Genomic DNA, 24,016 nt, shown 5'->3' with positions numbered 1-24,016 from the left:
GTCCAATTTGGGGAGATGATGATGATGGAAATAGCCTTAGTGACCGGTAGTGGACGTGGCGTCACGCTCCCTGCCTCATGTACCGGCAAAGGGGTGTACATCCGCCAGCAAGGGCCGCCCGGCCGTTGCGGCGTGATCGAACTGATTCTCGAACCGGCCACATCGTGGTATTCGCCTTGCACGCTCAGTTGGGAAGTGACGGATGCGCAAATTCCCATCCGCTTCATTGACGCCGTGATCAGCAGTATCAAGTATGTCATGGCGGAGGAAGCGTTCGACGGCGACTATCTGAGCGGCTGCCGCATCCGGGTGGTGAACGGCGCTTATCACGAAACCGATTCCAAAGTGAGTTGCTACCAAATGGCCACCGTCATGGCCATGCGCGAGGCGCTGCGTGCGGCGGGACTGTATACGCCGCTTGCTTTGGGCGATGCGTAAGGCGGTGTGTCAAATTAGATTGAACTATGTTACCGATACTGTTAAGGTTATCGCCTGAGCATTGATTCTACTCAATGCTGCTGGGCGCCGCGTCCATGCAAAAACAATTCCGGAATAGCTCAATGGCAGAGCACTTGGCTCTTACCTGAGTGGGCGCTGGTTCGATTCCAGCTTCCGGACCCAAGACTTCATTTCATCGGATACCACGTGGATAACGACGATTCCGGCGCCGGCCGGATCCGCATTGCGCCCGGCTATGCTACTTTGCAACTGGCGGCTGCCTTGCGCGCCAACGGCGCGATCAAGGCGCGGCAACGGTGGACGCAGCGTGCAGCTCCAGACCACGTGCACCGCGAGGCGCTGCGCGCCGCAGGACTGTATATGCCGCTTGCTTTGGGCGATGCGTAAGGCGGTGTGTCAAATTAGATTGAACTATGTTACCGATAATGTTAAGGTTATCGCCTGAGCATTGATTCTACTCAATGCTGCTGGGCGCCGCGTCCATGCAAAAACAATTCCGGAATAGCTCAATGGCAGAGCACTTGGCTCCGGTCTGAGTAGGCGCTGGTTCGATTCCAGCTTCCGGACCCAACACTTTATTTCATCGGATACCACGTGGATAACGACGATTCCGGCGCCGGCCGGATCCGCATTGCGCCCGGCTATGCTACTTTGCAACTGGCTGCCGCCTTGCGCGCCGTCAGCGACCATCCCGACCCGCACGTGCGCGCCAACGGCGCGACCAAGGCGCGGCAATGGGAACAGGTCATGGTTGGGATGTTCACGGGAGCGATCGCGATCGGCTCGCGCACGCCGCTCGACGGCGCGCCGGCCTGGGTGACGCCCGACGTCGTCAAGGGCGGCTTTGCGACAGGCGACTTCAAGGCCGGCGGCCCCCTGCAGGGCCATGAACTGGCCACGCTTGCCGCGGCCGGCATGGCGCCAGCTCCCGCCGCGCGCCGCTGGCTCAACGCGCGCCTGCTGACCGACGAAGGACTGGCGAGCCTGTATGCCCTGCTCGACTCGGGCTGCTACGAGATCAACGTCCCGGAAGAAGGCGCGCTGCTGGTGGTCGCCTGGCTCACGCGGCACGGCAAGCTTGAGCAGGCGCGCGAGGTGCTTGACGCGATCGCGCCGTGGTTCGACCGGCTGCGCTTCTATCCGGTGCCGGCTGCGCAGCCGCGCCGCTTCGGCGAACGCGTTTTCCTGGCGCCTGTGAGCGCCGCGGTGAGCGCCCTGCAAAAACGCCAGGGCGACGGCAACCAGCGCATCCTGGCGCAGCGCGCCGCCGTGCGCCTGCGCCTGCCGCTGTACGACCGCGTGCTGCGGCTGTTCCTCGACAGCGTCGAAGGCGCGCCACCGTCCATCGATATCGGCGCCGACGGCGCATGGCGCGATCCGGCAAGCGGGAAATTCCGCATCGCCGGCGGCTGGCCGTGCCGCCTCTACCCTGCCGGTTGGCGCGAACGCGGCGAAGCGCTGCTGCGCGAATGGCAAGCAAACGCCGTCGCAGCGCGCAAGGACGACAGCTTGGCCGAGCTGTGCGGCTACCTGCACCTGTGCGTGACCGAACCGGCCGCGCTGAGCGGGCGCGATGTCGGCCGCATCCGCCTGATCCTGGGCCGCTACATCAGCAAACGAGGCTTGCCCGGATCGGCGCAACTGGCGGCGCTGCGTAGCGCACAGGCCAGGCAAGTTGCGGCGGCGCCGTATCACCTGCTCGCCGGCGTACTGGCCGAGCGCCTGCGTGCCGTTGCGCAGGACGGCGGCCTGGACGACCCGGCGCCGCTGGGCGTACCGGTCACCGTCGCCGAAGCGGCCAGCCTGGGCGAAGATGCCGGCGCGCCGATCCCCGCCGTCTTGCTGGCCAAGCTCGACCGATGCAGCATCGAGAGCGTACCCGTGCTGGTCGAACGCGGCGTCATCGGGTCCGCCGAAGTGCTGGCCGGCGTGCTGCCGCAACTGAGCGCCGCCATCAATGGCGCGGCGCTCGCGGAACCGTCGCTCAAGCAGTTGTACGGCGCCTTGTACCAGGCTTTCCGGCGCCGCCGTTCGCTGCTGCTGCAAAACCTGCAAAGCCAGGTGCGGATAGGTGAATTGCCGTGGGTTGCCGCCGTCAACGCACAGCGCCAGCAAGACGTGGCGCCGCGTACGCTGGCGCGCCGCACGCTCGACGAACTCGCGCTGCTGGCACTGACCTCGTTCCCGCAGACCGCCATCCCCAACCCGCTGATACAGGAACTGAACACCCTGGCCGACAATGCGGGGCTGGACTTGCCGCTGGTGGAGGAACTGGCCGCCGATATTTTCATGGGCACGTTCGGGCACAAGTTCGCCAACGTGGCGGCGCACGCGAGCGCCATGCTCGACGACAGCCTGTACTGCCACTATTACGGCATCGACGCCGCAGTGCGCGCGCAGTTGCGCGAGCTGGCGCAACGCCGCGACGGCAGCGCCGCAACGCGGGCCAACGCTGACGGCCTGACCGGCCTGTGCGAAGCGCGCGCCGGTGTCCGCAGCGGCTTCGGAACCGTCATCAACAATGCCATGGTCATCGAGCAGCAGCAGATCCTCACCACGCACAACCTGGCCGCGCTGGTCGCCAGGCTCGATCTCGATGGTGAACTGCAAGCGCACTACGAGCGCATGGCCCAGCAATGCTTTACGTGGATTTGCCGGAACCAGCACAATGCGCTGAACGCCTGGCCGGGCGACCCGCGCGCGATCAGGAACGCCGCGTACGCATGGCGCCAGATGGTGTTTTTCCTGTCGATGACAGCGGCCGCCACGCACGCCGACTTTATCGCGTGGGCGCATTCGCACCTGGCGCAGGAGTCGCCGCGCCTGCGCCAGCGCCTCGCCCCCGCGCTGGCCGGACTGGAACTGGCGGCGGCCGGCCGGTCGCTGGACGATCCCGCCAGCCTGGCCAGCGGTGCGCGCAGATTGCTGGCGTACGCGAAAGGGCCGCACTGGATGGCGGTGGCGTAATCAAGCCTGCTTGATCCTGGCCTCGACGACATCGATGCGGGAAAAATCGGTGGGGGGCCAGTGCGGCTCCGTGTACGCGCCCGCCTGGAAATTGCGCACAAAGCGCCAGAACGGCAACAGCACATGCGCGCGGCTGCCCGTCCCCTGTGCGACCGTGTGCGCCCGCGCAGCTTCGCTGTCGGGGGCGAAGTCGATCCTGAAATGGACCTGATCCCCATCCGGGATGAAGTACATGAAGTAGCCGTCCGGCTCCAGGTGCCACCATACCCGCGACGGCAGTCCATGCGCGGCCAGGTCAAGCGCGTCGAGCAGGTCGGCGACCGGATTGTTCGGCACGTCCGACGCGTCGATCTCCACCACCTGCGCCCCCAGCGTCAGGGTCACACCCATCCAGCCATGCCTGGGTGGCTGGTTCCTCATCTTGATCGGCAGCGTCGATAGCTCCGTCATAAGTAACTTACCGCATGCGCCTCGGTCGGCAGCGGCACCTCCCACTTGAACAGCATGCGCTCGATCGCCTTGTTCGGCAGGCTGGTGTCGCGCTGGTTATTGCGCTTGAAGATGACCTGCGGCGGCTGCTCCAGGTACACCAGTTCGACCTCGGCGTCGTAGGCATACAGCAGGTCGAGCGTCTTCTTGCGCATCTGCGCGCTCAAATGCGTGGTGTTCCAGACGAACGGCGCTTTTTCGCGCAGCATCTCCTTGGCGAAATCGACCGCGCGATGCGCCACCGCGCCTTCGTTGGCCCCGTGGCGCAGCCCCAGTTCTTCGCGCGCGTCGTCGATCGACACCACCGGCAAACGCGCCCGGTTGGCCGCCACCCAATGGTTCTTGCCCGACGCCGGCAAGCCAGACATGACCGTCACGCGCGAGCCGGGGTTCTGGTGATGCACGAAATCGGGCGCAATGCCGGCCCCGCGCATGTACGACAGGCGCGTGTGGGCATCGGCGAACGCCTTCGGCGTGCCGTAGCAGCCTTCGTCGCGCGCCATCTCGCGAAACAGCGCGATATCGACCAGGCAGTCGTCCTTTTTCTCGTACCAGCGCCCTTCCATGTCGGCCTGCGCCATCGCCGACAGCAGGCGCAGGTCCAGTTCGTGCGACAGCTTGCGGATCAGGAATTCGGCCGACTGGCCGTTCTTGTTCCCGCCGAGCGCAAAAAACGGCAACTGGTGCACGGTGATGATGCGGCAAATGTGCTCGCGCAGCGCAAACGGCACTCCCGCATGCCAGCACAGGATGCGCGCATCGATGGCGCCGCGTTTCGAGTGGCCCGGCTGGCCGATGCGCCCGCTCTCCGGATCGATCACCGTGGTGGCCGGCTTGGCGATATCGTGCAGCAGCGCCGCATAGAACAGGATGAAGCGTTCCTCGGCGCTGCCGTCGATGTAGTCGCCACCGCGCATCAGGGCCTCGACCACCATGCGCGTGTGAATCCAGACGTCGCCTTCGGCATGGTAATACGGGTCCTGCGGCGTCGATGCCAGCAAGGCCAGCTCGGGGATCGCGTGCAGGAACCAGGCCCAGTCGGGCGCCTGGCCGGGCGCCGGCACGTGCGCGGCCATGGCTTTGTAAGTCAGTTTGTCCATCATTTGGCTCCTTCGGTGACCAGGCCCAGGTCTTCCCATGTCGTGCTCAGGCGCGGTGCGTAGATATCGACCCCGGGCGCCAGCTGGTTCGGCACGTAGGGCTGCTGCGAGTGGTGCATCTTCGAGTCCAGGATGGCCTGCACGAAGTCGCTGCGCACCCATTTGTAGCGCGCCGCGACCACGCCGTCTTCTTCGACCTTGATGTACAGGCCCTCGGCCAGGTCGGACTTGTCGGCCTGGGTCCAGCATTTGGCCAGGTCCAGGCCTTCGCGTTCGACCGTCGCTTCGAAGTCGTGGCGCCAGCGCTCGGTCTTGGCCAGCGAAAAGCGGATCAACGCTGTCAGGTCGGCCAGCCGTGGCGGTGCGATGCCCGCGTACAGCACCGGCACCGGCAGCACCGGCGCCTCGCCCAGCAGGGCTGCGCGCGCGGCGGTGGACAGGAACACCTGTTTATCGCGGTCGTAGATGTCGAACTCGCAGAACAGATGCGGCAAGTGGTTGTAGAAGACGCTGTGCTTCTTGCCCATCCACTCGCCGTACATCACATGGCGGTCGCCCAGGCGTTCGATCAATGCGCTTTCGTGGGCGGCGGCCCAGCGCTTGAAGATGCTGAACTGGCGCTCGCGCCCACCGCCGGCCAGGTAATGGCCACGGCTTTGCAGCAGCAGTTCGGCGCCTTCGGAAAAGCTCAGGCCCGCATTCGCGCCGTCGAGTTTTTCTTCGACCACGATGTAACGGCCGGCCAGCGAGGCGTAGGCCGCGCGCGGATCGTTGCGCTTGTTCGGTTTGTCGAAACCGTCGTCGCCCTGTTGCAGCTGCGAGCCTTCCAGGTGGCGCGTGGACGGGTATTTATGTAATTCCAGATTGTGAACGAAGTTCGTCATGATGTGCTCCATGTTGTAGATGGGAGCTGACGACAAAGGAGAACTACGCCACGACGGCAAGGTCGTGGGAAAGCGGCATGCACAGCGTACCGGTGGCTTGGTGAAAGCGCACTCGCGGCAGGTCAATCCGATATCGTCAGCAGATAGGTTGGCTGTGGTCAGGCACGGCAGGTTCTCGATTCAGTAGTGGGTTGTATTGCGAAGGCGCAGAGTCTAACCCGGCTTTTACGCAGATGTAAAGAAGAATATGAACGCGCGGCGCACGCACCGCCGGCGCCGCGCGCTCAGGATTCGCGCTCAGTGTTGGTACGCGCCGATGTCGTATCCCGAAAACACATTGCGCGGACGGCCATTGAAGTCGGTGGCGGCGGCATGCTGCGGCGTGGCCCGCCCGATCGCCGGCGAACTGGCGCTCAGGCTAAAGTTTGGCAACTCCACGCTGGTGTCGCCCACGAACAGCGGCGCCGAACTGACCGTGCCGCTGTGCGTCAGGCCGTTTTTCAGGCGCCAGTCGTAGTCGCTGTTTTTGTAGACCAGGTTATTCCGGTAGCTGTTGTTGCGGCCCGTGCGGCCCTGCTCCGATATGCCCATCTTGTTATCGTAGACGATGTTGTTGTACACCGCCGTGCGGTCGTTCGGGCCGGACGTGTGATAAAAATCGCCGCCGCCGACGACGATGCCGGTGTTCGAACTGGTCACGGTGTTGTTGGAGACGATCACCTCGCGCGCGTCGTGCCACAAATGGATGCCCGCCTCGGCCACCCGGTACACCACGTTGTTCTTCACGCTGCCGGTGGTGCTCACGTAGATGCCCTGCACGAAGCGGCAGCCAGCCGGCCCGATGTCGTGCACCAGGTTGGCGATCGCGTGCGACTGCACGCCGCCGTAGTAGCCGTCCACGCCGATGGCGGCGCCGCCGGCGCTGCTGCAGCCGCCTTCGCGCGCGACGTGGTGTACATGGTTGCTGCGGATGGTGTCGTGGGAGCCGCCGTTGTAGATGCCGCTGGTCCAGCGCTCGCCGCCGCGATGCGCGCCGCCGTCGATCTCGAAGCCGACGATGTCGACGTAGTCGCCGCGGTTGTCCCAGGCGCTGGTGCTGTCCGAGCGGGCCGGCGGCACGATCCGGGCGCCCCAGCGCCGGGTGGAGACGAAGGCGATGCGCGCGTCGGCGCGGCCGCTGACGGTGGTCTGGACGCCGCCGCTGTAGGCGCCCGGAGCCACGTACACGGTCGTGCCCGGGGCTACCGCGCGCGCGGCCCGCGCCAGGGTGCGGAACGGCCGCGTGGCGCTGCCGGGATTGTCGTCGGCGCCTTGCGGCGAGACGTACAGCGCGCTGCCAGGCCTGGCGGCGAGGCTTGCCTGCTCGTCGTCGGCGCCGCCCGCCCCGTAGCCGGCCATGGCGAACGATTCCGGCGCAACGTCGGGCAGCTGCGCCGCATCGGGGCCGTCGGCATCATCGGCATCGGCGGGGGCGGCCTGGCCGGCGGCGGCGGGGACGGGGTCGGGCGGCCTGGCCTGCTGCGGGACCGTGGCCGCGGGAGCCGTTTGCGCCTGCGCGGGCGCGCCAGCGGCGTCCCCGCCGCCGCCGCAGGCACCCAGTAACAACGCGAAACTACTGAAGGCCAGTGTCACGGCGCATTGCTCCAAATTGATCAAGGTAATCTTACTCATGCGAAGTCCTCTTCCAAAAGCGTGAATGGCTTGGTTTGAGGCTGCTCAATCCGCAAGGTTCGGATTTGTTACGAAGTTTTTTCCAGCAATAGTTTTAAGCAATTTCGTCTGCCGCGTCGCGCGCGGCTTGCCGTTCCGGCATCGTTTTGGATTATCGCAACACCTTGGGCGCTAAACGCGGGCGCAACATTGCCAAAGGAATACGGCAAGAGTGCGCTGAATAGACAGTATCCGGACAAGTGCGTATGCTTTCAGGAAAGGCGGCCCATCACGGGGGACGCTGCGGCATCCGATTTTCACCGACAGGAGCGCGTCCCGACTTGAACATCCACGCCACATCAGTCCGTCGCCACGCGCGCGCCTTCGGGCGCCGCCTCCGTTCACCCGCGACGGACCGCCGATGACCCCCTTGCCCCGTCCCGACCGAGCGCAACGACGCCGCTGGCTGGCGCCATTGATCGCCGCGCTGTACCTGTACGCCGGCGCGGCGCTGGCGGCGACCGGGGTGGCGAACCGTTGGGACAAGCTGGCCACGCCGCTGTTCGAGCACATTGGCCTGGACCAGGGCTTGCCGCACCCGGTGGCGATGGCGCTGGCGCAGGACGGCGACGGCTTTATCTGGATCGGCACCCAGCGCGGCCTGGCGCGCTGGGACGGCTACCGCATGCTCTCCTTCGTGCACAACGCCGCCGACCCGTATTCGGTTCCCGCCGACTTTATCCAGGCGCTGCACGTGGACCGGCGCGGGCGCCTGTGGATCGGCACCGCCACCGGCGGGCTGGCCATGTACGACAAGGTGCGCGAGCGCTTCATCCGCTTTCCCGCCGGCGCGGCCGGCCTGGCCGACGCCGCCATCAATGCGATCGCCAGCGACGGCATGGGCGGCGTCTGGGTCGGCACGCCGTCGGGCCTGGACTACGTCGACCCGGCGCGCACCGCCGTGCGCCACTATCGTCCCGACCCCGGCGTCCCCGGCGCCCTGCCCGACGCCCGCATTCGCGCGCTGCACCTGGACCGCAAGGGCAATCTGTGGATCGGCACCAGCAGCGGCCTGGCGCGCCGCGACGCCGTCAGCGGCCGCTTCGAAACGGTTGCGGTGGGCGACGATGGCGCGGACGGCGCAGCGCGCGACGCGGTGCTCTCGTTCGGCGAAAACAGCCGCGGCCAGATCGCTTTCGGCACCCTGAAAAGCGGCATCGGCGTGGTCGACGCCGGCGCCACGCGGGCGCGCATCATGCATCTGGACGGCGTCAGCGACGCCCACGCCAACATGGTGCTGGCCATTTCCGAGATCGTGCCGGGACGCTGGTGGGCCAGCACCTACGGCGGCGGCATCATCGACATCGACGCCGCCAGCGGGCGCGCGCGCCGCATCGTGCACCAGGCGGCGGTGCCGGCCAGCCTGGCCAACGACCGCGCCGCCGCCCTGCTGCGCGACCGCAGCGGGCTGATTTGGGTCAGCAACGAGCGCAGCGTCGATTTCCATGACCCCAACAACCGCGCCGTGGCCGCCGTCTTCGGCGCGCACGGCTTGCCGGAAGCGGCGGTCAGCGCCCTGATGACCGACTCCGGCGGGCGGGTCTGGCTCGGCCTTGCCGACCAGGGCGTGGACCTGGTCGACGCCGACGGCGCCCGCAGCGCCGCGCTGCGCCCCGACCCGTCGCGCCTGGACAGCGCGCTGCCCAACCGCGTGCTGCTGGCGCTGGCCGAGGCCAGTCCGCAGGAAGCCTGGATCGGCACCCAACTGGGCTTGTACCGCACCTCGGACCACGGCCGCAGCGTGGCGCGCATCGCGCTGCCGCAGGCGAACGCCTATCCACGCATCGGCACCATCGTGGCGCAGGCCGGCCAGCTGTGGCTCGGCACCTTCGACGGCTTGCTGCGCTACGACCCGGCCGCCAATACGCTGACCACCTACGCCAGCGGCCCGGGCGGCCTGAGCGACAACCGCGTCCAGGCGCTGATGGCGGACCCCGGCGGCGCGCTCTGGATCGGCACCCGCAACGGCTTGAACCGGCTCGACCCGGGCAGCGGCAAGATCGAGCAGATCCTCGCCAACCCGAGCAACGAGAGCGCCCTGTCCGACCCGGTCATCAGCGCCCTGGCCATGGATGGACGCGGGCGCCTGTGGGTCGCCACCCACGGCGGCGGCATCAACGTGCTCGAAATGCGCACCCCGCTCGGCGCGCCCGTGTTCCGGCGCCTGGGCCTGGCCGACGGCTTGCCCAGCAGCGCGGTGTCGGGCCTGCGCCTGGACCGCAGCGCGCGCATGTGGGCCGCCACCGGCAACGGCATCGCCGTCATCGACAGCGGCAGCCTGAAGGCGCGTGCGCTGGCGCGCGCCGAGGGCCTGGGCTTTCCCACCTACTTCATCGGCGCGGCCGCCGCCACCCCGGAAGGCGACCTGCTGTTCGGCGCCACCGGCGGGCTGACCGTGGTGCACCCGGAGCGCCTGGCCAACTGGGAGTACCGCCCGCCGCTGGCGATCAGCTCCCTGCGCACCGACGGCCATCCGGTGGCGGGCGCGCAGGTGCTGGCCCAGCGCGACAGCCGCCTGATCCTGCCGCCCGGGATCAAGGGCTTCGAGATCGAAGTGGCGGCCCTCGATTTTTCGGATGCGAAGCGCAACCGCTACGCGTTCCTGCTGGAAGGCTACGACCAGGCCTGGGTCGAAAACGACGCCAACCGGCGCGTGGCGGCGTACAGCAACCTGGCGCCGGGGAGCTACCGCCTGCGCGTGCGCGGCGCCAACCGCGACGGCGTGTGGGCCGACGAGGAACTGGCGATCCTGGTGCGCGTGCTGCCGGCCTGGCACCAGACCTGGTGGGCCTGGCTGGGGTATGCGCTGGCCGCGCTGGCGGCCATGTATGGGCTGTACCGCTGGCGCATCAGGCAGTTGGAGCGCAGCCGCGCGGCGCTGCAGGCGCTGGTGTACTCGCGCACCCAGCACCTGGAAAAACTCAACGCCATCGTCAAGTCGATCAACGAGCAGCTCGACTTCGACGCCCTGCTCCAGACCATCCTGCGCGAGTCGATGTTCATCAAGGGTATCGACGCCGCCTGGGCGCTGGTGCGCGAGACCGATACCGACAGCCTGGCCATGCGCGCGTCCTGGGACCGCGACGGCGGCGTGCCGGTCGAAGAACGCATGGCGCTGGACGAAGCCGAAGCACGCTACGTCGGCGCGGCCGAGATGATCACCACCGATATCTACCTGACCCGCGCTGGCGCGACCGCGCCGCACCCCGGCTACGCGCAACTGGCGGTACGCATCTGCATCGAGCATCGCATCGAAGGCTTTCTGGTATTCGAAAACCGCGCGCCGCAAGTGCCGCTGCAAGATAGCGACCTGGAACTGCTCAAGGCGCTCAAGGAGCCGTTCGTGTCGGCCTTCCAGAAGGCCAATGCGCTGCGCCTGATCGAGCAGGCGCGCGCCCGCGCCGAAGCGGCCACGCGCGCCAAGAGCGAATTCCTGGCCAATATCAGCCACGAAATCCGCACGCCGATGAACGCCATCCTCGGCTTCGCGGGCCTGGGCACCCACCTGGAACTGGCGGCCAAGCCGCGCGACTACTTCCGCAAGATCGCGCGCGCCGGCAACAACCTGCTCGACATCATCAACGACATCCTCGATTTTTCAAAGATCGAAGCGGGCAAGCTGGAACTTGAAGTGGTGCCCTTCGACCTGCCCGACACCTTGACCAATATCGTCGACTTGTTCGCCTGGCGCGCCGCCGAAAAGGAACTCGAACTGGTGATCTGGGCCGCACCGGACGTGCCGCAGATCCTGATGGGCGACCCGCTGCGGCTTGGCCAGGTGCTGATCAACCTGGTCGGCAACGCGCTCAAATTCACCGCGCACGGCCACATCCAGCTGCGCGTGGAACGCGATGCGGAATGGGACCGCGAGCGGCGCGGCGACGACACCAACCAGGTGCGCCTGTGCTTCTCGGTCGAAGACTCGGGAGTCGGCATCAGCCCGGAGCAGCAGGAGCGCCTGTTCCAGGCCTTTGCCCAGGCCGACGCCAGCACCACCCGCATCTACGGCGGCACCGGGCTGGGGCTGGCGATTTCGCAGCAGCTGGTGCGCAAGATGGGCAGCGAGATCCGGGTCGACAGCGAACTTGGCGCAGGCAGCCGCTTCCACTTCACCCTGAACCTGAACGTGGCCCCGGCGCAGGGCGCGGCGCGCCTGCAGGCCGGCGCCGGCGCGCGCGGCAAGAAGGTGCTGGTGGTGGACGACAGCGCGCCCACGCGCGAAATGCTCGAACTGCAGTTGCGCAGCTTCGGATTTGACGCCAGCGCGGTCGGCTCGGGCGCGGCCGCCCTGTTCGCGTTGCAGCTCGACGCCTACGACCTGGTGCTGATGGACTGGAACATGCCCGACATGGACGGCCTGGAAACGGCGCGCCGCATCAAGGACGACCCGACCCTGGCGGCGATCCCGTCGATCATCATGGTGACCGCCTTTGCGCGCGACCATATCAAGGCGGCGGCCGAAGAAGCGGGCATCGGCGCCTTCCTGGTCAAGCCGGTGTCGGCCTCGCAACTGCTCGACAGCGTGCTGGCGACCATGGGCTTCGACGCCGCCGTGCCCGCGCGCGACGCCGCCCCGTTCCCGTCGCAGGCGGCCGAACGCATTCTTGGCGCGCGCGTGCTGGTGGTGGACGACAACCTGGTCAACCAGCAGGTGGCCAGCGAAATCCTGCGCCGCGCCGGCGTGCACGTGGACCTGGCGGGCAACGGAGTCGATGCGGTGCGCCTGGTCGACCAGGCCGCCTACGACGCGGTGCTGATGGATATCCAGATGCCCGAGATGGACGGCTACCAGGCCAGCGCGCGCATCCGCGCCAACCCGCGGCACGCCGACCTGCCGATCATCGCCATGACCGCGCACGCGGTGGCCGGCTACCGCGACAGTTGCCTGGCGATGGGCATGAACGATTACCTGTCCAAGCCGATCGAGCCGGCCATCCTGTACACCGTGCTGGCCGAATGGATCCGCCCCGATCCGACCCGCGTGCCGCCGCCGGCCGCCCCCGAGCCGGCCGGCGGCGAGGCGCCGGCGCACCTGCCCGGCATCGACGTGGCGGCCGCCATGGCGCGCCTGGGCCACAACGGCCCGCTGCTCACGCGCCTGCTGGCCATGTTCGCCAAGGACTTCGCCGCCAGCGGCGCCGCCATCGAACAGGCGCTCGGCAAGGGCGAACTGGAACAGGCCGGCCTGCTGGTCCACAAGATCAAGGGCGCGGCCGGCAACCTGTCGGCGCAGGACCTGTACCGCGCCGCCGGCGAGCTGGAAGAGCGCCTGATGGCGCGCGATGGCGCCGTCGCCGCCCAACTGTTACCGGCTTTTTTAGCGCTGTTTAACGAAGTGATGGATGGCGCCCACAACGATGAAAAAAACACATAGCTATGCTCACTAAACCTTGATACTGATCAATAATTGTCCTACGATGACTGGGTGCTTCTCTTACGTGATTCATCATTCTCCTACACGAAAAGGTTCCCCATCATGACTACCCACCTGCATAGCGATCTCGACTCCCTGCTGCGTAAATTGTCCAGCGACGACGTCTTCCGCGCGCGCCTGCTGGGGGACCCGGTGGCGGCCCTGGGCAGCCTTGGGATTGCGCTCCCGCCGGGGCAGATTCCATCGCAACGTTGCCTTGCGGGCAAGGATGCCATCGCGATCGACCGCATGGCTTTCATGTCCAAGCTTGACAGCGCCGCCGGCGCGATTCCTTTCTTTTTAGGCGCCAGCGCGTAAGCGGCGTCGGTCCGACGTCATGTCTCACTCTTCATAGCGTAATTCCAGCGTGGTCTGCCCGGCGGCTGCGACACCGCAGCCGCACACGGCAACCACCGCATCGGACAAGGGATCGAGCCCGAACGCGCGTTCGATCACCTTCTCGTTCACCGCCGCCGTCACGAAGCCCGGCATGCCCGCTTCGGTGGCCAGCAGATAAAACGTTTGCGACAGATGGCCGGCGTCGAGCATGAGCGCGCGGTAGGCCTTGGCGTGGTTGCGGTACTTCCAGAAGTTGCGCGCCACCCGCGCCGCCATCACCACCATCACCGGGGCGTCGACAAACCAGTGCTGGTCGGCCACGAACTGGCGCGCCAGCTCGCTCGCGGCGGCCGGTTCGAGCGCCGCCATCGGTTCCAGCGCGTGCTTGAGCGGGTGGTAGTGGTACAGGCCGGGCGCGACGCCCGGCACGCGCCGCACCAGCACATAGGCCTCGGTCGGATGCAGGCTGCCGGCGGAGGGACTGGTTTTTTTGAATACCAGCGCCTCCTGCGCCAGCATGCTCTGGAGCTGGACGCCGAAGGTGCGTTGCAGCAGGCGCGCCAGCACCTCGGGCGGCAGCGGCGCGTCGGGATCGTAATTGCGGCCGGTGTAGCGCCGCAGCAGCTGGGCGTCCAGCGGGCCGCTCTGCGCGGCGGGCAGCGCGATGGCGTGCTCGCTATCGCCGCGTTCGATGGCCGGCTCGGGCGGCGCCCCGTAAGACTGGACCAGTTCCTCGAAACTGGGGAAGTGCATGCCCTTGTCGACCTCCATGCCGTCCCAGCGGCTGAACATGTGGGCGGCGGCCGACAGCGGGCGCCAGTGCTGCTCGCGCAGCACGGTATCGCGTTCGCGCGCGGCGATGTTGCTACTGCCATCGCCGGCGCCGTCGTCGAGCAGGAGACCGAGTGCGAGCAGGCTCTCGACCATGGCGGCGCCAAGCTGGCGCTCGGCATCGGCGCGCTCGGTCCAGGCGGTCTGGCCGATGGCGCCGAGGGCGGCCACCTGGGCCGCGTCAATGGTGGTTTCGCGGTCCAGGTGCGGCGCCAGCGCCACCCAGCGCAGCGAGGCGCTGAGCGCTCCCGCACCGGAAAACAAAGCGGCCCAGTCGATACCAAGGTCTTCGCGCGGTTCGATGAACAGTACTGCACAACGCCGTATCTTCATAAGGGTCCGCCCTGGTCGAGGCCGGGTGCCGCCCGGCTGGATGAGTGCTGGAATGCAGACTGATCATAGCCTGTGCCTGGCATCGACGCACGTCATTTGCGATTGGAAGAGCTCGCTTACAACGGTCAGGGCGCGGTTTCACCTTGAACAGCGACAAGGAAGCTGCCGGCGGGCTGTCTACAATGGCTCAGGCCGTGTCCGAATGTCAGCGTAGTAATCGGCGGGCCGCCGAAAATCGCGCCGAAGCAAGCACCTTATATAACTGGCAGATATGAAAACCGCTGTCCTTATGGTGTTTGCTTAAGAGACCTGACACCAGGGGTGGCTTGCAAGATCGGCTACACTGTCCGATTGTCACTTCAAGGGCAACATGTATGGACCGGGCGGAAGCGAAGCAGTGGATTGAACAAACATGCGGCGCAGGCTGGCTGCCCCTGGTCGACGAGGTTTTCGACAAGGTGCCGCCGGGGATCGTGATCGACGAGGTGTTCCAAAAATGGGCACGTTTGGTTGTGCGCTGCACGCCCTACGACGAGGCGTTCGAATCGTACCTTCACGACATCGAGTGGCTCAGCGCCGAGATCTGCGAAATCTGCGGCAAACCCGGCGAGGAGAAAATGCACGACGGCTGGATGATCACGCGCTGCCCGCGCCACGCCCTGCTCCCGCGTAATCGCTTTGGATGAGACGGGCCGCCGCCTTGTCAATGCATCGGCGTTTCTTCGTCATCAGCTTGTCATTTTCACCACCTAGAATTCCGCGTTTAAACTTGGAGGCTATGCAATGGCAATCAAAAGGAATCTGGCAGTGATCTGCGCCGCAACAATCGCGCTCGGCGCATGCAACAGCAACGATCCGGTGGTCCTCAACACCCTCGACGGCAAGGCGCCGCTGGTGGTGGCGCACCGCGGCGCCGGCGGCTACCTGCCGGAAGAAACCGTGGAAGCCTACGCCATGGCCATCGAGCAAGGCGCCGACGCGATCGAGCCGGACGTGGTCTCGACCAAGGACGGCGTGCTGATCGCGCGCCACGATCCCAACCTGATTTACAGCACCGACGTCGCCTCGCATCCGGAGTTCGCCAGCCGCAAGCGCAAGATGAGCGTGGACGGCCTGGTCGAGGAAGGCTGGTTCGCGGGCGACTTCACCCTGGCCGAAATCAAGACCCTGGGCGGCATTTCCACCGACGCCGAGCGGCCGCAGCAGTTCAACGGGCGCTACAAGATCGCGACGATCCAGGAAATCGTCGACATGATCAAAAAGAGCGGCCGCAACATCATCCTGTATCCCGAGACTAAAAACCCGACCTTCCACCGCGAAGCCGGCCTGCCGCTCGAAGACAAGCTGCTGGCCCTGCTCACCGCCGCCGGCTGGAACAGCCGCAGCGCGCCGGTGTTCGTGCAATCCTTCGAGCCGGGCAGCCTGAAGTACATGCGCGGCAAGGGCTCGACCGTGCGCATGGTGCAACTGATCGACGCCGACGATGTCGACCTGAAAACCGGCGCCCTCACCTACGCCGCGCCGTTCGACCGTCCGTACGACTGGGCCGTGGCGGGCGACAAGCGCCTGTTCAGCGCCATGGTCACGCCGGCCGGACTGGCCGAGATCAAGACCTACGCCGACGCCATCGGCCCGTGGAAGCGCTATATCGTCAGTTCCAGGGGCAGCCTTGGCGCCGACGGCAAACTGGTCGACGCCAACGGCGACGGCAAGGTCAACGAGGCCGACAGCACCACCACCGCGCCGACGACCCTGGTGGCGGACGCGCACAAGGCCGGCCTGCTGGTCCATCCTTACACCTTCCGTAACGAAAAACGCCGCCTGCCGCTCGATTACAAGGGCGATCCCAAGCTCGAATACAAGCAGTTCTATGCGCTCGGCGTCGATGGCGTGTTCTCGGACTTCGCCGATACGGCGCAGGCCGCGCGCGCGGATTATCTGAAGGAAATCGGGTACTAGGAGTCTGCGCGGCAGATAGTTTTTCGCTGAGCATGCCAGGCGCGTCTTCGCCGCCATCGATGGCGATTCACTTTCGCGCGCGAAAGTCGAATGAAATAGAAGCCTCCGGCCAGCATACGCTATTGCCGCGCCAAGCTCTACGTGAACTCAGGCAAAGCGACGATCGATCACGCGCTTGAGCTTTCCCGAGCGGGGATTGATTTCCAGCGCCGTCGCATCCACCCATTCTATGTCGATGGGCAGGATCTTGCCTTGCGCAAGCAATTGACCATACATGGGGCGATGCTCGTAGATCGCAGCGATGATCTGCGCGCTGAGCGCCGGATCGGCATTGCGATTGCCGATCCGCAGTATCAACCCATCTTTTCCGTCACGATGGATGGTCAGCAATTGAAAATCGCAGGCGCCCTGGCAAGCCGGAAACGACGCCAGTACCGACCTGACATCTTCCGGATACAGCGTGACCGGGCCGACCCTGGCCGATTCATCGGAACGCCCCCGTAACAGAAACTTGCGATGCGCCGTACCATGGGCATCGACCCACCTGGCCCTGTCACCGACCGGATAGCGCAGGATCGGCATCAAATGGCGCCGCAGGGCCGTGACCACGGCCAGCCCTTCGATGCCCGGCGCGACGATGGGCGAGCCCGTTTCTTCATCGATAATTTCGAACAGCGCATCATCATCGTAGCAGCGAAATTCATTGGGGCCGCATGACAGATCGGCGAATCCCAGCAATCCGGCATCCGTGCTCGCATAACCGATGGAGCGGATCTCGACGCCTGGAAAGCATGCTTCCAACCTGGCGCGCTGATCGGGATACATGGCTTCGCCGGCAAACAGGATCAATCTGACCGTCGACGCGGCTGGATCACCCCCCACCTTGTCAATGTGATCTACCAGACTCATCATTGTGGTCGGCACGCCGGCCAAGACCGTGGCCTTCAATTCCGTGATAATGCGATAGACATCCTCGGGTGTCGTGGCGCCCGCAATCGGGAGTTGCATGACCCGCTTGGGGCACTCTTCGAGCGCCTTGTGGGTAAACAAGAACGATCCATACAACTCGCCGACATAAAACAGATTGGCGACCCGGTCGCCATCCTGCAGACCTCCCAGCGCCAGTCCGCGGGAAAAGGCTGTGACAAACACATTCCAGTCAGTCCGGCTGAACACCGAGAACTTGGGGTTGCCGGTGGTTCCGCCACTCTTCAAGACGATGCCATCGTGCATCGCCCCCGTCAGCAATTGCCCACCCTCCAGACGGTTGGCTTCCCAAAACGCTTGCTGGCTCAACACGGGCAACTGTTCGATCGCGTGTATCGTTTCCGGCAATGCGCGGTAAAGATCGCCATAAAATGGCGAATTTTTCCGGGCAAACGCGATCAGTGAGGGAAGTATTTCCCGGCTAATTTCCATGCTCATCAACGCGCTCTCCGGTCCAGCACACGAATCAATTTTCCGCTTCCCGCAGTCCGGTGGAATTCATCGATTCCCACCGCTTGCACTTCAAACAGCAGCGTTTCATCGGTCAGCACGGCTTCCTGCAAATCCAGGTAGTTTTCCAGGAAAATCTCTCGGCAACGCAGCGCTGGCAAGCGCTCCGAATCGGAAATCACCAAGATGACCTTTTCCTTGATCTCGGCTTGCGCCAGGATCAGCTGCGCTTCGCCCGCATAGGCGAAATGCGTCGCCAGGATACGGATGAATTCCTGATAATTGAGGAAAGTGGAACCAATCCGGCAAATATCCCCCGTCCGTCCCAGCAGTCGAAAGCGCGGCGCGGCCCTGCCGCAGGCGCAAATGCCATCCGGATCGGCGATCCAGTGGCCGACATCGCCGATTTCGTAGCGCAATGGCTTATTGACCGACAACATGCGCGGCGTGAAAACCAATCGGCCGACTTCCTCGCCTTGCACCGCTCGATCTTCATCCATTTTCAATATTTCGAGGTATTGAAGCTGTTGCTGAAGATGGTGGACGCCGCCATCGCTATGTTCGCACTGGAACCCGATCGGACCGATATCGACGCTGCCATAGGCGGCCGAGCGTATCACATCGACCTGGAAGGACGCGTGCAGATAATTTCGCTGGGCGGGACTGAAATGTTCTCCGCCATAATAGATCTTCTTGACTCCCCGATAGGCGGAGAGAATGTCAGCTTCCTTTTCAAACAGCTGCAGAATATACGATGGCATGCCGAGCAGGACATTCACCTTGTTCTTGACGATTTCCTGGGCGACCATGCGGGTATCGCCATGGGCCGCCATGGGGAACTGGATGGCGCCCAGCTGTTCGAGTGCCGAAAAAAAGCTGATGAAGCCACCGTAGAGTCCCCCGCCAAAGAACAGATTCATCGCCCGGTCGCCGAGCGGATCAAAGCCCGCCGCGTACAAACCCTCGGCACCGAGCCGGATATGCTCATGGTATTGCTGGTAGCTGAACGTCGACAGTTTTGGTTCGCCCGTGCTACCGCCCGACTTGAAGAAAAGATGGGCTTGGGAAGGATCGGCCGGCACCGACTGGAACTGCTCCTTGGCGGAAATGGCCGGAACGGGGTCCCACTGCAGCGGAGGGAATTTTCTCAACTCATCGAAATTGGAAATCCCCTGCGCTTCATGGGCCAACTGCAAGCTCACTCTGCGGCAATAGCGTTGCAACGCATAGACACCGTCATGCGGCTCGCCGGGGTATCCTCCCGTCATTTCGCCAATACGCCGGATACGGATCGCACCCGCACGCAAAAAAGCGCGCGACAGCGGGTGCATTTCCGAGAGTTTGCAACAGATCGCCACTGTTTGCAGATAGTTGCGCATGGGCCGCAAGACGCGGATGATGTCGGTGCGCGGCAAGGGCTTGACCCAGATGCTGCGGTACAGCGGCGATGCCGCCAGCGCCGCATGGTCGTCGATGTAAATGCGCCACCCGCCATCTGGTGCTTCGATGAGGCGAGCATTGCCGAGGCACGATTCGAGCCTGTGACACTCGCTGACCAAAGCAATTTCGCCGGCACTGGCGGTATCGGGCAACTGGCGTGGCAGTTCGTGCGCCACCAGCGTCAAGGCATCGGCAAGCCGCTCGCCAAACCGCTGCAATTCATTCCAGTCCGACGTGTCGAGATAGACACATTGCGGACTGGAACAGGCTTGCTGTTCCATCAGGCAGCATTCCATGGCGAGTTGTTTCAGCGTATGGGGATCCTGGGCAGCTTCCATGGAAAGATATGCCAACGATATCTTGTGTCCCCACTCGACGATGCGCACGCTGGCAGGGGCCATGGCGCGTATCGATTGAATCGACTCCTCACCGCCCCAGGCGGCAATGCCATCGGCCCCGGCAAATACCGGCTCCAACAGATCTTTTCGCTTCGACGAAATGTTCGCCACGATGATGAATTTCTCAAGCTGGCCGCTCGGATCGCACTTGCCCAAGGCATGTAACAAGATCTGGGGGAAGGAACTCTCTTGCGGACTCGTCTTGAGAAAGTTAAAATTTCCAGAAAGCAATCCTTCGAGCACGCTCATCGGCCCGACCGTGAAGGCATTTTGCGGTGAAATGTGGACCAGGAAACCCAACGGCGCCCAAGCTTCGAAGATCGCATCGTCGAATTGGGTGCGGCAAGCGAGCAAGGGATTGCTGGAACCGAGTTCACGGATGAGCTTCTTTTCCAGATTCTCACGGCGCAAGACATCGGCTATTTCAAGCAAGGCCAGACCGATTTCGTCCGACGTAAATTGATCTGTGCCAGACAAGCAGTTCTTCAATTCGGTAAAAATAGCCGATTTTTCCCTGATATTTTTCCCGAGTAAATCCCCGGCCGCCAGCACCGTCTCGATATCGAGTTCGCACGCCATTTGCCGGGCCACCAACGATTGCATATCGCCGATCCTGCTGGCCAGTTCTTGATCGCCGATCCACTCGCCTTGCCAGAGGTGTTGCTTGTTCATATTTTCCATGATTACCGCCTCAACAGTTCAGCCGCCGCAATGGCGCAGCTTTTGTTTTTACTTGTTCCAGCCCGTCCGTGAATGACGAAATACGGCCGCTCATTTCCGCAAGCACAGGATTCGCCGGGATACAGTGTCGCCATGTCGCCCATCAAGACACTCTGGGCAGGCACTGAGGTGATGTAGGGCGTGAGAAATTGCAGAAAGCCCGCTTCACCGAATTTCCTTGGTTCCAGGGTACGCACATCGCGGATGATCACCTGCGACCAGACGGGAACATGAAATTGGTGGTGTGCGCACTCCGCGTACGGGACGGCATGCTCGACCGAGCCGAAGCTGTCGCGGATACGCAGGTCGGGAATGCCAAGCTGCTCGTGAATGCGGGCGTACAGATCGTGTTTGGCGATCGCCTGGTCGGCATTGCCTTTCCATCCACCACCGAGGAATACCAGCGAATCGGCGGAGAGTTTGAGCGGCGGCAAGCCCAGCTCGCGCATCCGCTTCAGTGTAAAAAACAGAAATGCCGGGAAACCGAAAATGCGTACTGGAAGACCTTCTGCGGCGTAGTGTTGCAGCTTTTCGATGCAACCAAAAACATCGAACTCGTGCGACGCGCCGCCCGTCGCCGTTGTTGGCGCGCCGGTCCTGCGCAAAGCATAAAATGCCGATGCAACGGGTGCATACTTGCACAGGAAATTGTCGGTGTGGGCCGTTCCCAGTTGCGAATCCGGTGCGGTTTCATACGAATACAGCAGATAGTTGGTCTTGACATCCGGCGTGTTCCAGCCAAAGTGCTCGAAGACCGCGTCGATCATCTTTTGCCCGGCGCTCAATGACCAGGCATCAAACGAGACTTGCGACTTTTGACCGGTCGTTCCGGAAGAAGTCAGGTGCAGCTTGATGTCATCGCGCGCAACCGAAAGAAGTTCGTGCGACTTGAAAAACGTCGCCGGAATAAAGGGGATGCTCGCCAGGTCATCGATCGACGTCAGCGTGGCGGCATCAAATTGTTTCATTTCCAGCAATTTCCGATAAAATGGCGATTGCTCCTGGTGCCAGTTGATATTTTCCTTCATGGCATCGACAAACATCGATTCCTGCGCGGCGGAGGAAGCGAAGGGATGGCGTTGTTCGCAAACGCCCTGGACCGCGTGCATAGTCTTGATATTCATATTTCCCTAAATTCCCGATAAAATGCGGTGGCCAGTGATATCGTCAACAACCCGAGCGCGAGACATATCGTCATTTTTGTCAAATCGATTTTTTCAATCAAGCTTCCCACCATCAACATCGATATCGGCAAGGCGCCAATACTGATCGTATTGACCCAGCTCATGACCACGGGGACATCGGCTGGCGCGGGCCGCGATTGAAACAGCGTCAATAGCGACACATTGACGACGGCCAGTGCCAGCCCCAAGCCAGCCAGTGCCAGGCAAGCCAATACGGGATTGTGGTTCAAGCCAAAGAAAAGGTAGAGCAGGGACACGGCGCTCAAGCCGACGATCGCCCGCTTGCCCCTTTTGAGCGGAAATTCCGCGACCGAAAGCAACAAACTTCCCGCCACCATCCCCATGCCGATCGACACCTCGAAGGCGGCCAGCATGGCAAGATTGCCGGCGAATCGGGTCTGGACAAACAAGGGGAGCAAGGCCATCAAGGGTGTCAGCGCAAGATTCATCAGGAAAAATGCCGACAACATGAAGCGTATCAAGGGATCGGCAAACATCGACCGCCCGGGTATCGCTGGCGCCATGTCGGCATTCGCCGGCTCCGATTCGACCGTTTCCGGATCAGCAGGGTCGAGCCGGATTCCCCCTTCCAGCCCTGCCGCAAGCAAATAGCTAAGCCCATTCAATACAAGCAGGCCCGACAAACCAAGCCAAGGATAGAGCAGGGCGGAAATCGCTGGCCCAACTACCGTCCCCAGGGAAAAGCAGGAATCGACCATGGCGGTCAACTGTGGGACCAATTCCTTTTTTGGCATGAGCCCGGGCAGCGTAAAGACAGCGATATTGAACAGCGCGCCAAGCAAATTTGAAACAAACGTCAGGATAAATAGCGTGGTCAGCGAATGGTGCTCGAAATAGGCGAGCCACAACAGTCCGACCAGCAAGAAGATGATGCCCCTTAATACGTCGGTGTGTATCAGTGTCCTCAGGACGCCGATTTTTTGCACCAGCTTGCCCCCACTGCTGGCCAGCAACAGATGGGGAAGCGCGCCTATCGCCAGGAACCACGGTATCATTTGTATGGATTGCTCCTGCGAAATAACCCAGACCAGGCCGAGGGTCATCATCTTGTCGCAGATTTGTGAAATGAATTGCCCGACGAAAAGCCGGGATGAATTCTGGTCCTTGAATACTGCCATTGAAAATTTCATGATAATCCTGTCACGCTGCACACGCCGGTTCCGGCTCCAGCGAATTTTTTTTCCAGAGTTGCAGATACTGGTTCAAATATTCGCGATTAACGCCTTCCAGGCGGATATTTCTGAAATTCAGTATTTCATAAGATCGGCTGAATATGACGAAATCATAGCGCTGCGCGCCAATCAAATGCATGGCGGGGAAATAGGCGCAGGGAATGAAACCGGCTTGCATTGCGATTTCTATTTTCTCCGACTCATCGGCGCGAATAATGAATTCGATATAGCGCACACCCAGGTCTTGCAAGATTACCGATGCCTTTTCCACGATATCGGCGAATCCTGCATTGCACAGATCGTGAATGCCGATCAACACGCAATGTTTGTCCGTCTCTGAAAAATAACAGAAAACCTCCACGTCCTGATCGGCCGAGCTGATCAGCAGATTGGGTTCTTGAAACGGGAAAAAAGTATGGTGGTCTTGCGCCACCAGCGTGTTCTTGCTCTCGTCAAAACGGCGCTTGGTCAGGCGCGGTGCATGGATCAATTCGAGTTCCAGCGCGGAGCGTGCGCGCGAGAAATTTTCGGCGCTGGTATGGGGAATCCAATCGTTGGGAATCGCGGGCAAGCCGCATTCGCGCCGGACTATTTCAAAAAGGGGACGCAGGCGTGGATGCAGGGCAAAATCGGTAAAGCGCGAATCGAACGCGCTTTTCGTAAATAATGCAGTAAGGCAATGCGTTTCATACCCACTCGTCTTGTGAACATTTGGGAAAATTCCCAGTTTTCGGTAGCCCAGATTCGCCGTCAATTTTTGCGGTGCCGAAGAAACCGTTCTGGTTGTGGCGTAGACGACTTCGACATGTGCGATGGCGCGCAATTGCGCATAGCCGAATTCCATCATCCGTTCCGTCAAATTCTGTCCGCGACAGTCATTTTCAATGACTGCGCCAAAGACTTTGGCAAACCCAGTGAGCGTGTGCTGATAGACAACGGAACCAACAATTCGGTCATCGATGGACGCCACAATCCAGTAATAGTCATCCCGCCCGAGCGCAGCGCGCAGTCGCGCCGTCTCCGACATCATTGGATCACTGTAATCACCTTGGTAGACGCTCTGGTAGAGGTCGGCGATCTGAGCGGCATCTCGTGGAATGGCTTTTCTTAAGGTAATATCTTTTTTCATAATATTATTTTTTTTGAAAGTGTATTATCTT

General features: G+C 63.0%; 17 protein-coding genes and 2 tRNA genes. 9 read left to right on the top strand and 10 right to left on the bottom strand.

Translation table 11 applies throughout. From position 1 onward, the window contains the following. The first annotated feature begins 15 nt into the window (after positions 1-15). The 5 genes from F0185_RS20155 to F0185_RS20135 all read left to right on the top strand — a co-directional run bounded on the left by F0185_RS20155 (position 16) and on the right by F0185_RS20135 (position 3,426). On the top strand, positions 16-438 hold the full coding sequence (locus tag F0185_RS20155) for a hypothetical protein (RefSeq protein ID WP_167227445.1): 423 nt from the start codon (positions 16-18) through the stop codon (positions 436-438). 108 nt (positions 439-546) lie between these two features. After that, a tRNA-Lys gene (locus F0185_RS20150) sits at positions 547-621 on the top strand. Between the two features lie 24 nt (positions 622-645). Continuing rightward, entirely contained in the window at positions 646-846 is a 201-nt protein-coding gene (locus F0185_RS20145; RefSeq protein WP_167227443.1) for a hypothetical protein, read from the top strand. Between the two features lie 108 nt (positions 847-954). Continuing rightward, a tRNA-Arg gene (locus F0185_RS20140) sits at positions 955-1,029 on the top strand. A gap of 24 nt (positions 1,030-1,053) precedes the next feature. Next, positions 1,054-3,426 carry a hypothetical protein gene (locus F0185_RS20135; protein ID WP_167227441.1) on the top strand — a complete coding sequence of 791 codons (2,373 nt, stop codon included), beginning with the start codon at positions 1,054-1,056 and terminating at the stop codon, positions 3,424-3,426. Here the strand turns inward: F0185_RS20135 and F0185_RS20130 are convergent, their stop codons facing one another. From F0185_RS20130 to F0185_RS20115, 4 genes are all read right to left on the bottom strand, one after another. After that, positions 3,427-3,876, bottom strand: coding sequence for a hypothetical protein (locus tag F0185_RS20130; protein ID WP_167227439.1), 450 nt, complete (start codon positions 3,874-3,876; stop codon positions 3,427-3,429). Next, positions 3,873-5,006 carry an AAA family ATPase gene (locus tag F0185_RS20125; RefSeq protein ID WP_223164546.1) on the bottom strand — a complete coding sequence of 378 codons (1,134 nt, stop codon included), beginning with the start codon at positions 5,004-5,006 and terminating at the stop codon, positions 3,873-3,875. Before F0185_RS20125 ends, F0185_RS20130 begins: the two co-directional genes overlap by 4 nt. An 8-nt stretch (positions 5,007-5,014) precedes the next feature. Then, positions 5,015-5,899, bottom strand: a complete 885-nt coding sequence (locus tag F0185_RS20120; protein ID WP_167227434.1) for an RNA ligase family protein — start codon at positions 5,897-5,899, stop codon at positions 5,015-5,017. A 297-nt stretch (positions 5,900-6,196) separates the two neighbouring features. Beyond that, complete coding sequence (locus F0185_RS20115; protein ID WP_167227433.1) at positions 6,197-7,570, bottom strand: choice-of-anchor Q domain-containing protein; 1,374 nt, start codon at positions 7,568-7,570, stop codon at positions 6,197-6,199. Between the two features lie 400 nt (positions 7,571-7,970). Here F0185_RS20115 and F0185_RS20110 point away from each other — a divergent pair, with 400 nt between their 5' ends. Beyond that, positions 7,971-12,983, top strand: a complete 5,013-nt coding sequence (locus F0185_RS20110; RefSeq protein ID WP_167227431.1) for a response regulator — start codon at positions 7,971-7,973, stop codon at positions 12,981-12,983. A 102-nt stretch (positions 12,984-13,085) separates the two neighbouring features. Beyond that, positions 13,086-13,340, top strand: a complete 255-nt coding sequence (locus tag F0185_RS20105; RefSeq protein ID WP_167227429.1) for an NHLP-related RiPP peptide — start codon at positions 13,086-13,088, stop codon at positions 13,338-13,340. A 24-nt stretch (positions 13,341-13,364) separates the two neighbouring features. Here the strand turns inward: F0185_RS20105 and F0185_RS20100 are convergent, their stop codons facing one another. Beyond that, positions 13,365-14,525 carry a putative peptide maturation dehydrogenase gene (locus F0185_RS20100; RefSeq protein ID WP_167227427.1) on the bottom strand — a complete coding sequence of 387 codons (1,161 nt, stop codon included), beginning with the start codon at positions 14,523-14,525 and terminating at the stop codon, positions 13,365-13,367. Positions 14,526-14,899: 374 nt separating this feature from the next. Here F0185_RS20100 and F0185_RS20095 point away from each other — a divergent pair, with 374 nt between their 5' ends. Together F0185_RS20095 and F0185_RS20090 are read left to right on the top strand one after the other, a co-directional pair. Continuing rightward, entirely contained in the window at positions 14,900-15,211 is a 312-nt protein-coding gene (locus F0185_RS20095; protein ID WP_167227425.1) for a hypothetical protein, read from the top strand. Between the two features lie 97 nt (positions 15,212-15,308). Continuing rightward, positions 15,309-16,484: a glycerophosphodiester phosphodiesterase gene (locus tag F0185_RS20090; protein ID WP_167227423.1), complete on the top strand. Its 1,176-nt coding sequence runs from the start codon at positions 15,309-15,311 to the stop codon at positions 16,482-16,484. Positions 16,485-16,631: 147 nt separating this feature from the next. On the opposite strand, the gene F0185_RS20085 is transcribed toward F0185_RS20090, so the two are convergent. The 5 genes from F0185_RS20085 to F0185_RS20065 are packed head-to-tail and all read right to left on the bottom strand — an operon-like array spanning position 16,632 to position 23,985. Next, positions 16,632-17,909, bottom strand: coding sequence for a phenylacetate--CoA ligase family protein (locus F0185_RS20085; protein ID WP_167227421.1), 1,278 nt, complete (start codon positions 17,907-17,909; stop codon positions 16,632-16,634). Then, positions 17,909-20,440: an acyl-CoA reductase gene (locus F0185_RS20080; RefSeq protein WP_167227419.1), complete on the bottom strand. Its 2,532-nt coding sequence runs from the start codon at positions 20,438-20,440 to the stop codon at positions 17,909-17,911. Before F0185_RS20080 ends, F0185_RS20085 begins: the two co-directional genes overlap by 1 nt. Before the next feature lie 2 nt (positions 20,441-20,442). Beyond that, entirely contained in the window at positions 20,443-21,603 is a 1,161-nt protein-coding gene (locus tag F0185_RS20075; protein WP_167227417.1) for a LuxE/PaaK family acyltransferase, read from the bottom strand. Then, a complete protein-coding gene (locus tag F0185_RS20070) occupies positions 21,600-22,814 on the bottom strand; it encodes an MFS transporter (protein WP_167227415.1) in 1,215 nt (404 codons plus the stop codon). Before F0185_RS20070 ends, F0185_RS20075 begins: the two co-directional genes overlap by 4 nt. Before the next feature lie 10 nt (positions 22,815-22,824). Then, positions 22,825-23,985 carry a GNAT family N-acetyltransferase gene (locus F0185_RS20065; protein ID WP_167227413.1) on the bottom strand — a complete coding sequence of 387 codons (1,161 nt, stop codon included), beginning with the start codon at positions 23,983-23,985 and terminating at the stop codon, positions 22,825-22,827. Between the last annotated feature and the right edge of the window lie 31 nt (positions 23,986-24,016).

Source organism: Massilia rubra, assembly GCF_011682065.1.
Classification (GTDB): domain Bacteria; phylum Pseudomonadota; class Gammaproteobacteria; order Burkholderiales; family Burkholderiaceae_D; genus Telluria_A; species Telluria_A rubra.
Note: the sequence above shows the minus strand (reverse complement) of the source record. Positions and strands in the feature narration are given on the sequence as shown.

What these genes read in the sequence shown, in the direction of transcription:
- F0185_RS20155 (WP_167227445.1), top strand. Translation starts at nt 16, where the DNA reads ATGATGATGATGGAAATAGCCTTAGTGACCGGTAGTGGACGTGGCGTC.
- F0185_RS20130 (WP_167227439.1), bottom strand. Translation starts at nt 3,876, where the DNA reads ATGACGGAGCTATCGACGCTGCCGATCAAGATGAGGAACCAGCCACCC.
- F0185_RS20120 (WP_167227434.1), bottom strand. Translation starts at nt 5,899, where the DNA reads ATGACGAACTTCGTTCACAATCTGGAATTACATAAATACCCGTCCACG.
- F0185_RS20115 (WP_167227433.1), bottom strand. Translation starts at nt 7,570, where the DNA reads ATGAGTAAGATTACCTTGATCAATTTGGAGCAATGCGCCGTGACACTG.
- F0185_RS20110 (WP_167227431.1), top strand. Translation starts at nt 7,971, where the DNA reads ATGACCCCCTTGCCCCGTCCCGACCGAGCGCAACGACGCCGCTGGCTG.
- F0185_RS20105 (WP_167227429.1), top strand. Translation starts at nt 13,086, where the DNA reads ATGACTACCCACCTGCATAGCGATCTCGACTCCCTGCTGCGTAAATTG.
- F0185_RS20100 (WP_167227427.1), bottom strand. Translation starts at nt 14,525, where the DNA reads ATGAAGATACGGCGTTGTGCAGTACTGTTCATCGAACCGCGCGAAGAC.
- F0185_RS20095 (WP_167227425.1), top strand. Translation starts at nt 14,900, where the DNA reads ATGGACCGGGCGGAAGCGAAGCAGTGGATTGAACAAACATGCGGCGCA.
- F0185_RS20090 (WP_167227423.1), top strand. Translation starts at nt 15,309, where the DNA reads ATGGCAATCAAAAGGAATCTGGCAGTGATCTGCGCCGCAACAATCGCG.
- F0185_RS20085 (WP_167227421.1), bottom strand. Translation starts at nt 17,909, where the DNA reads ATGAGCATGGAAATTAGCCGGGAAATACTTCCCTCACTGATCGCGTTT.
- F0185_RS20080 (WP_167227419.1), bottom strand. Translation starts at nt 20,440, where the DNA reads ATGGAAAATATGAACAAGCAACACCTCTGGCAAGGCGAGTGGATCGGC.
- F0185_RS20075 (WP_167227417.1), bottom strand. Translation starts at nt 21,603, where the DNA reads ATGAATATCAAGACTATGCACGCGGTCCAGGGCGTTTGCGAACAACGC.
- F0185_RS20070 (WP_167227415.1), bottom strand. Translation starts at nt 22,814, where the DNA reads ATGAAATTTTCAATGGCAGTATTCAAGGACCAGAATTCATCCCGGCTT.
- F0185_RS20065 (WP_167227413.1), bottom strand. Translation starts at nt 23,985, where the DNA reads ATGAAAAAAGATATTACCTTAAGAAAAGCCATTCCACGAGATGCCGCT.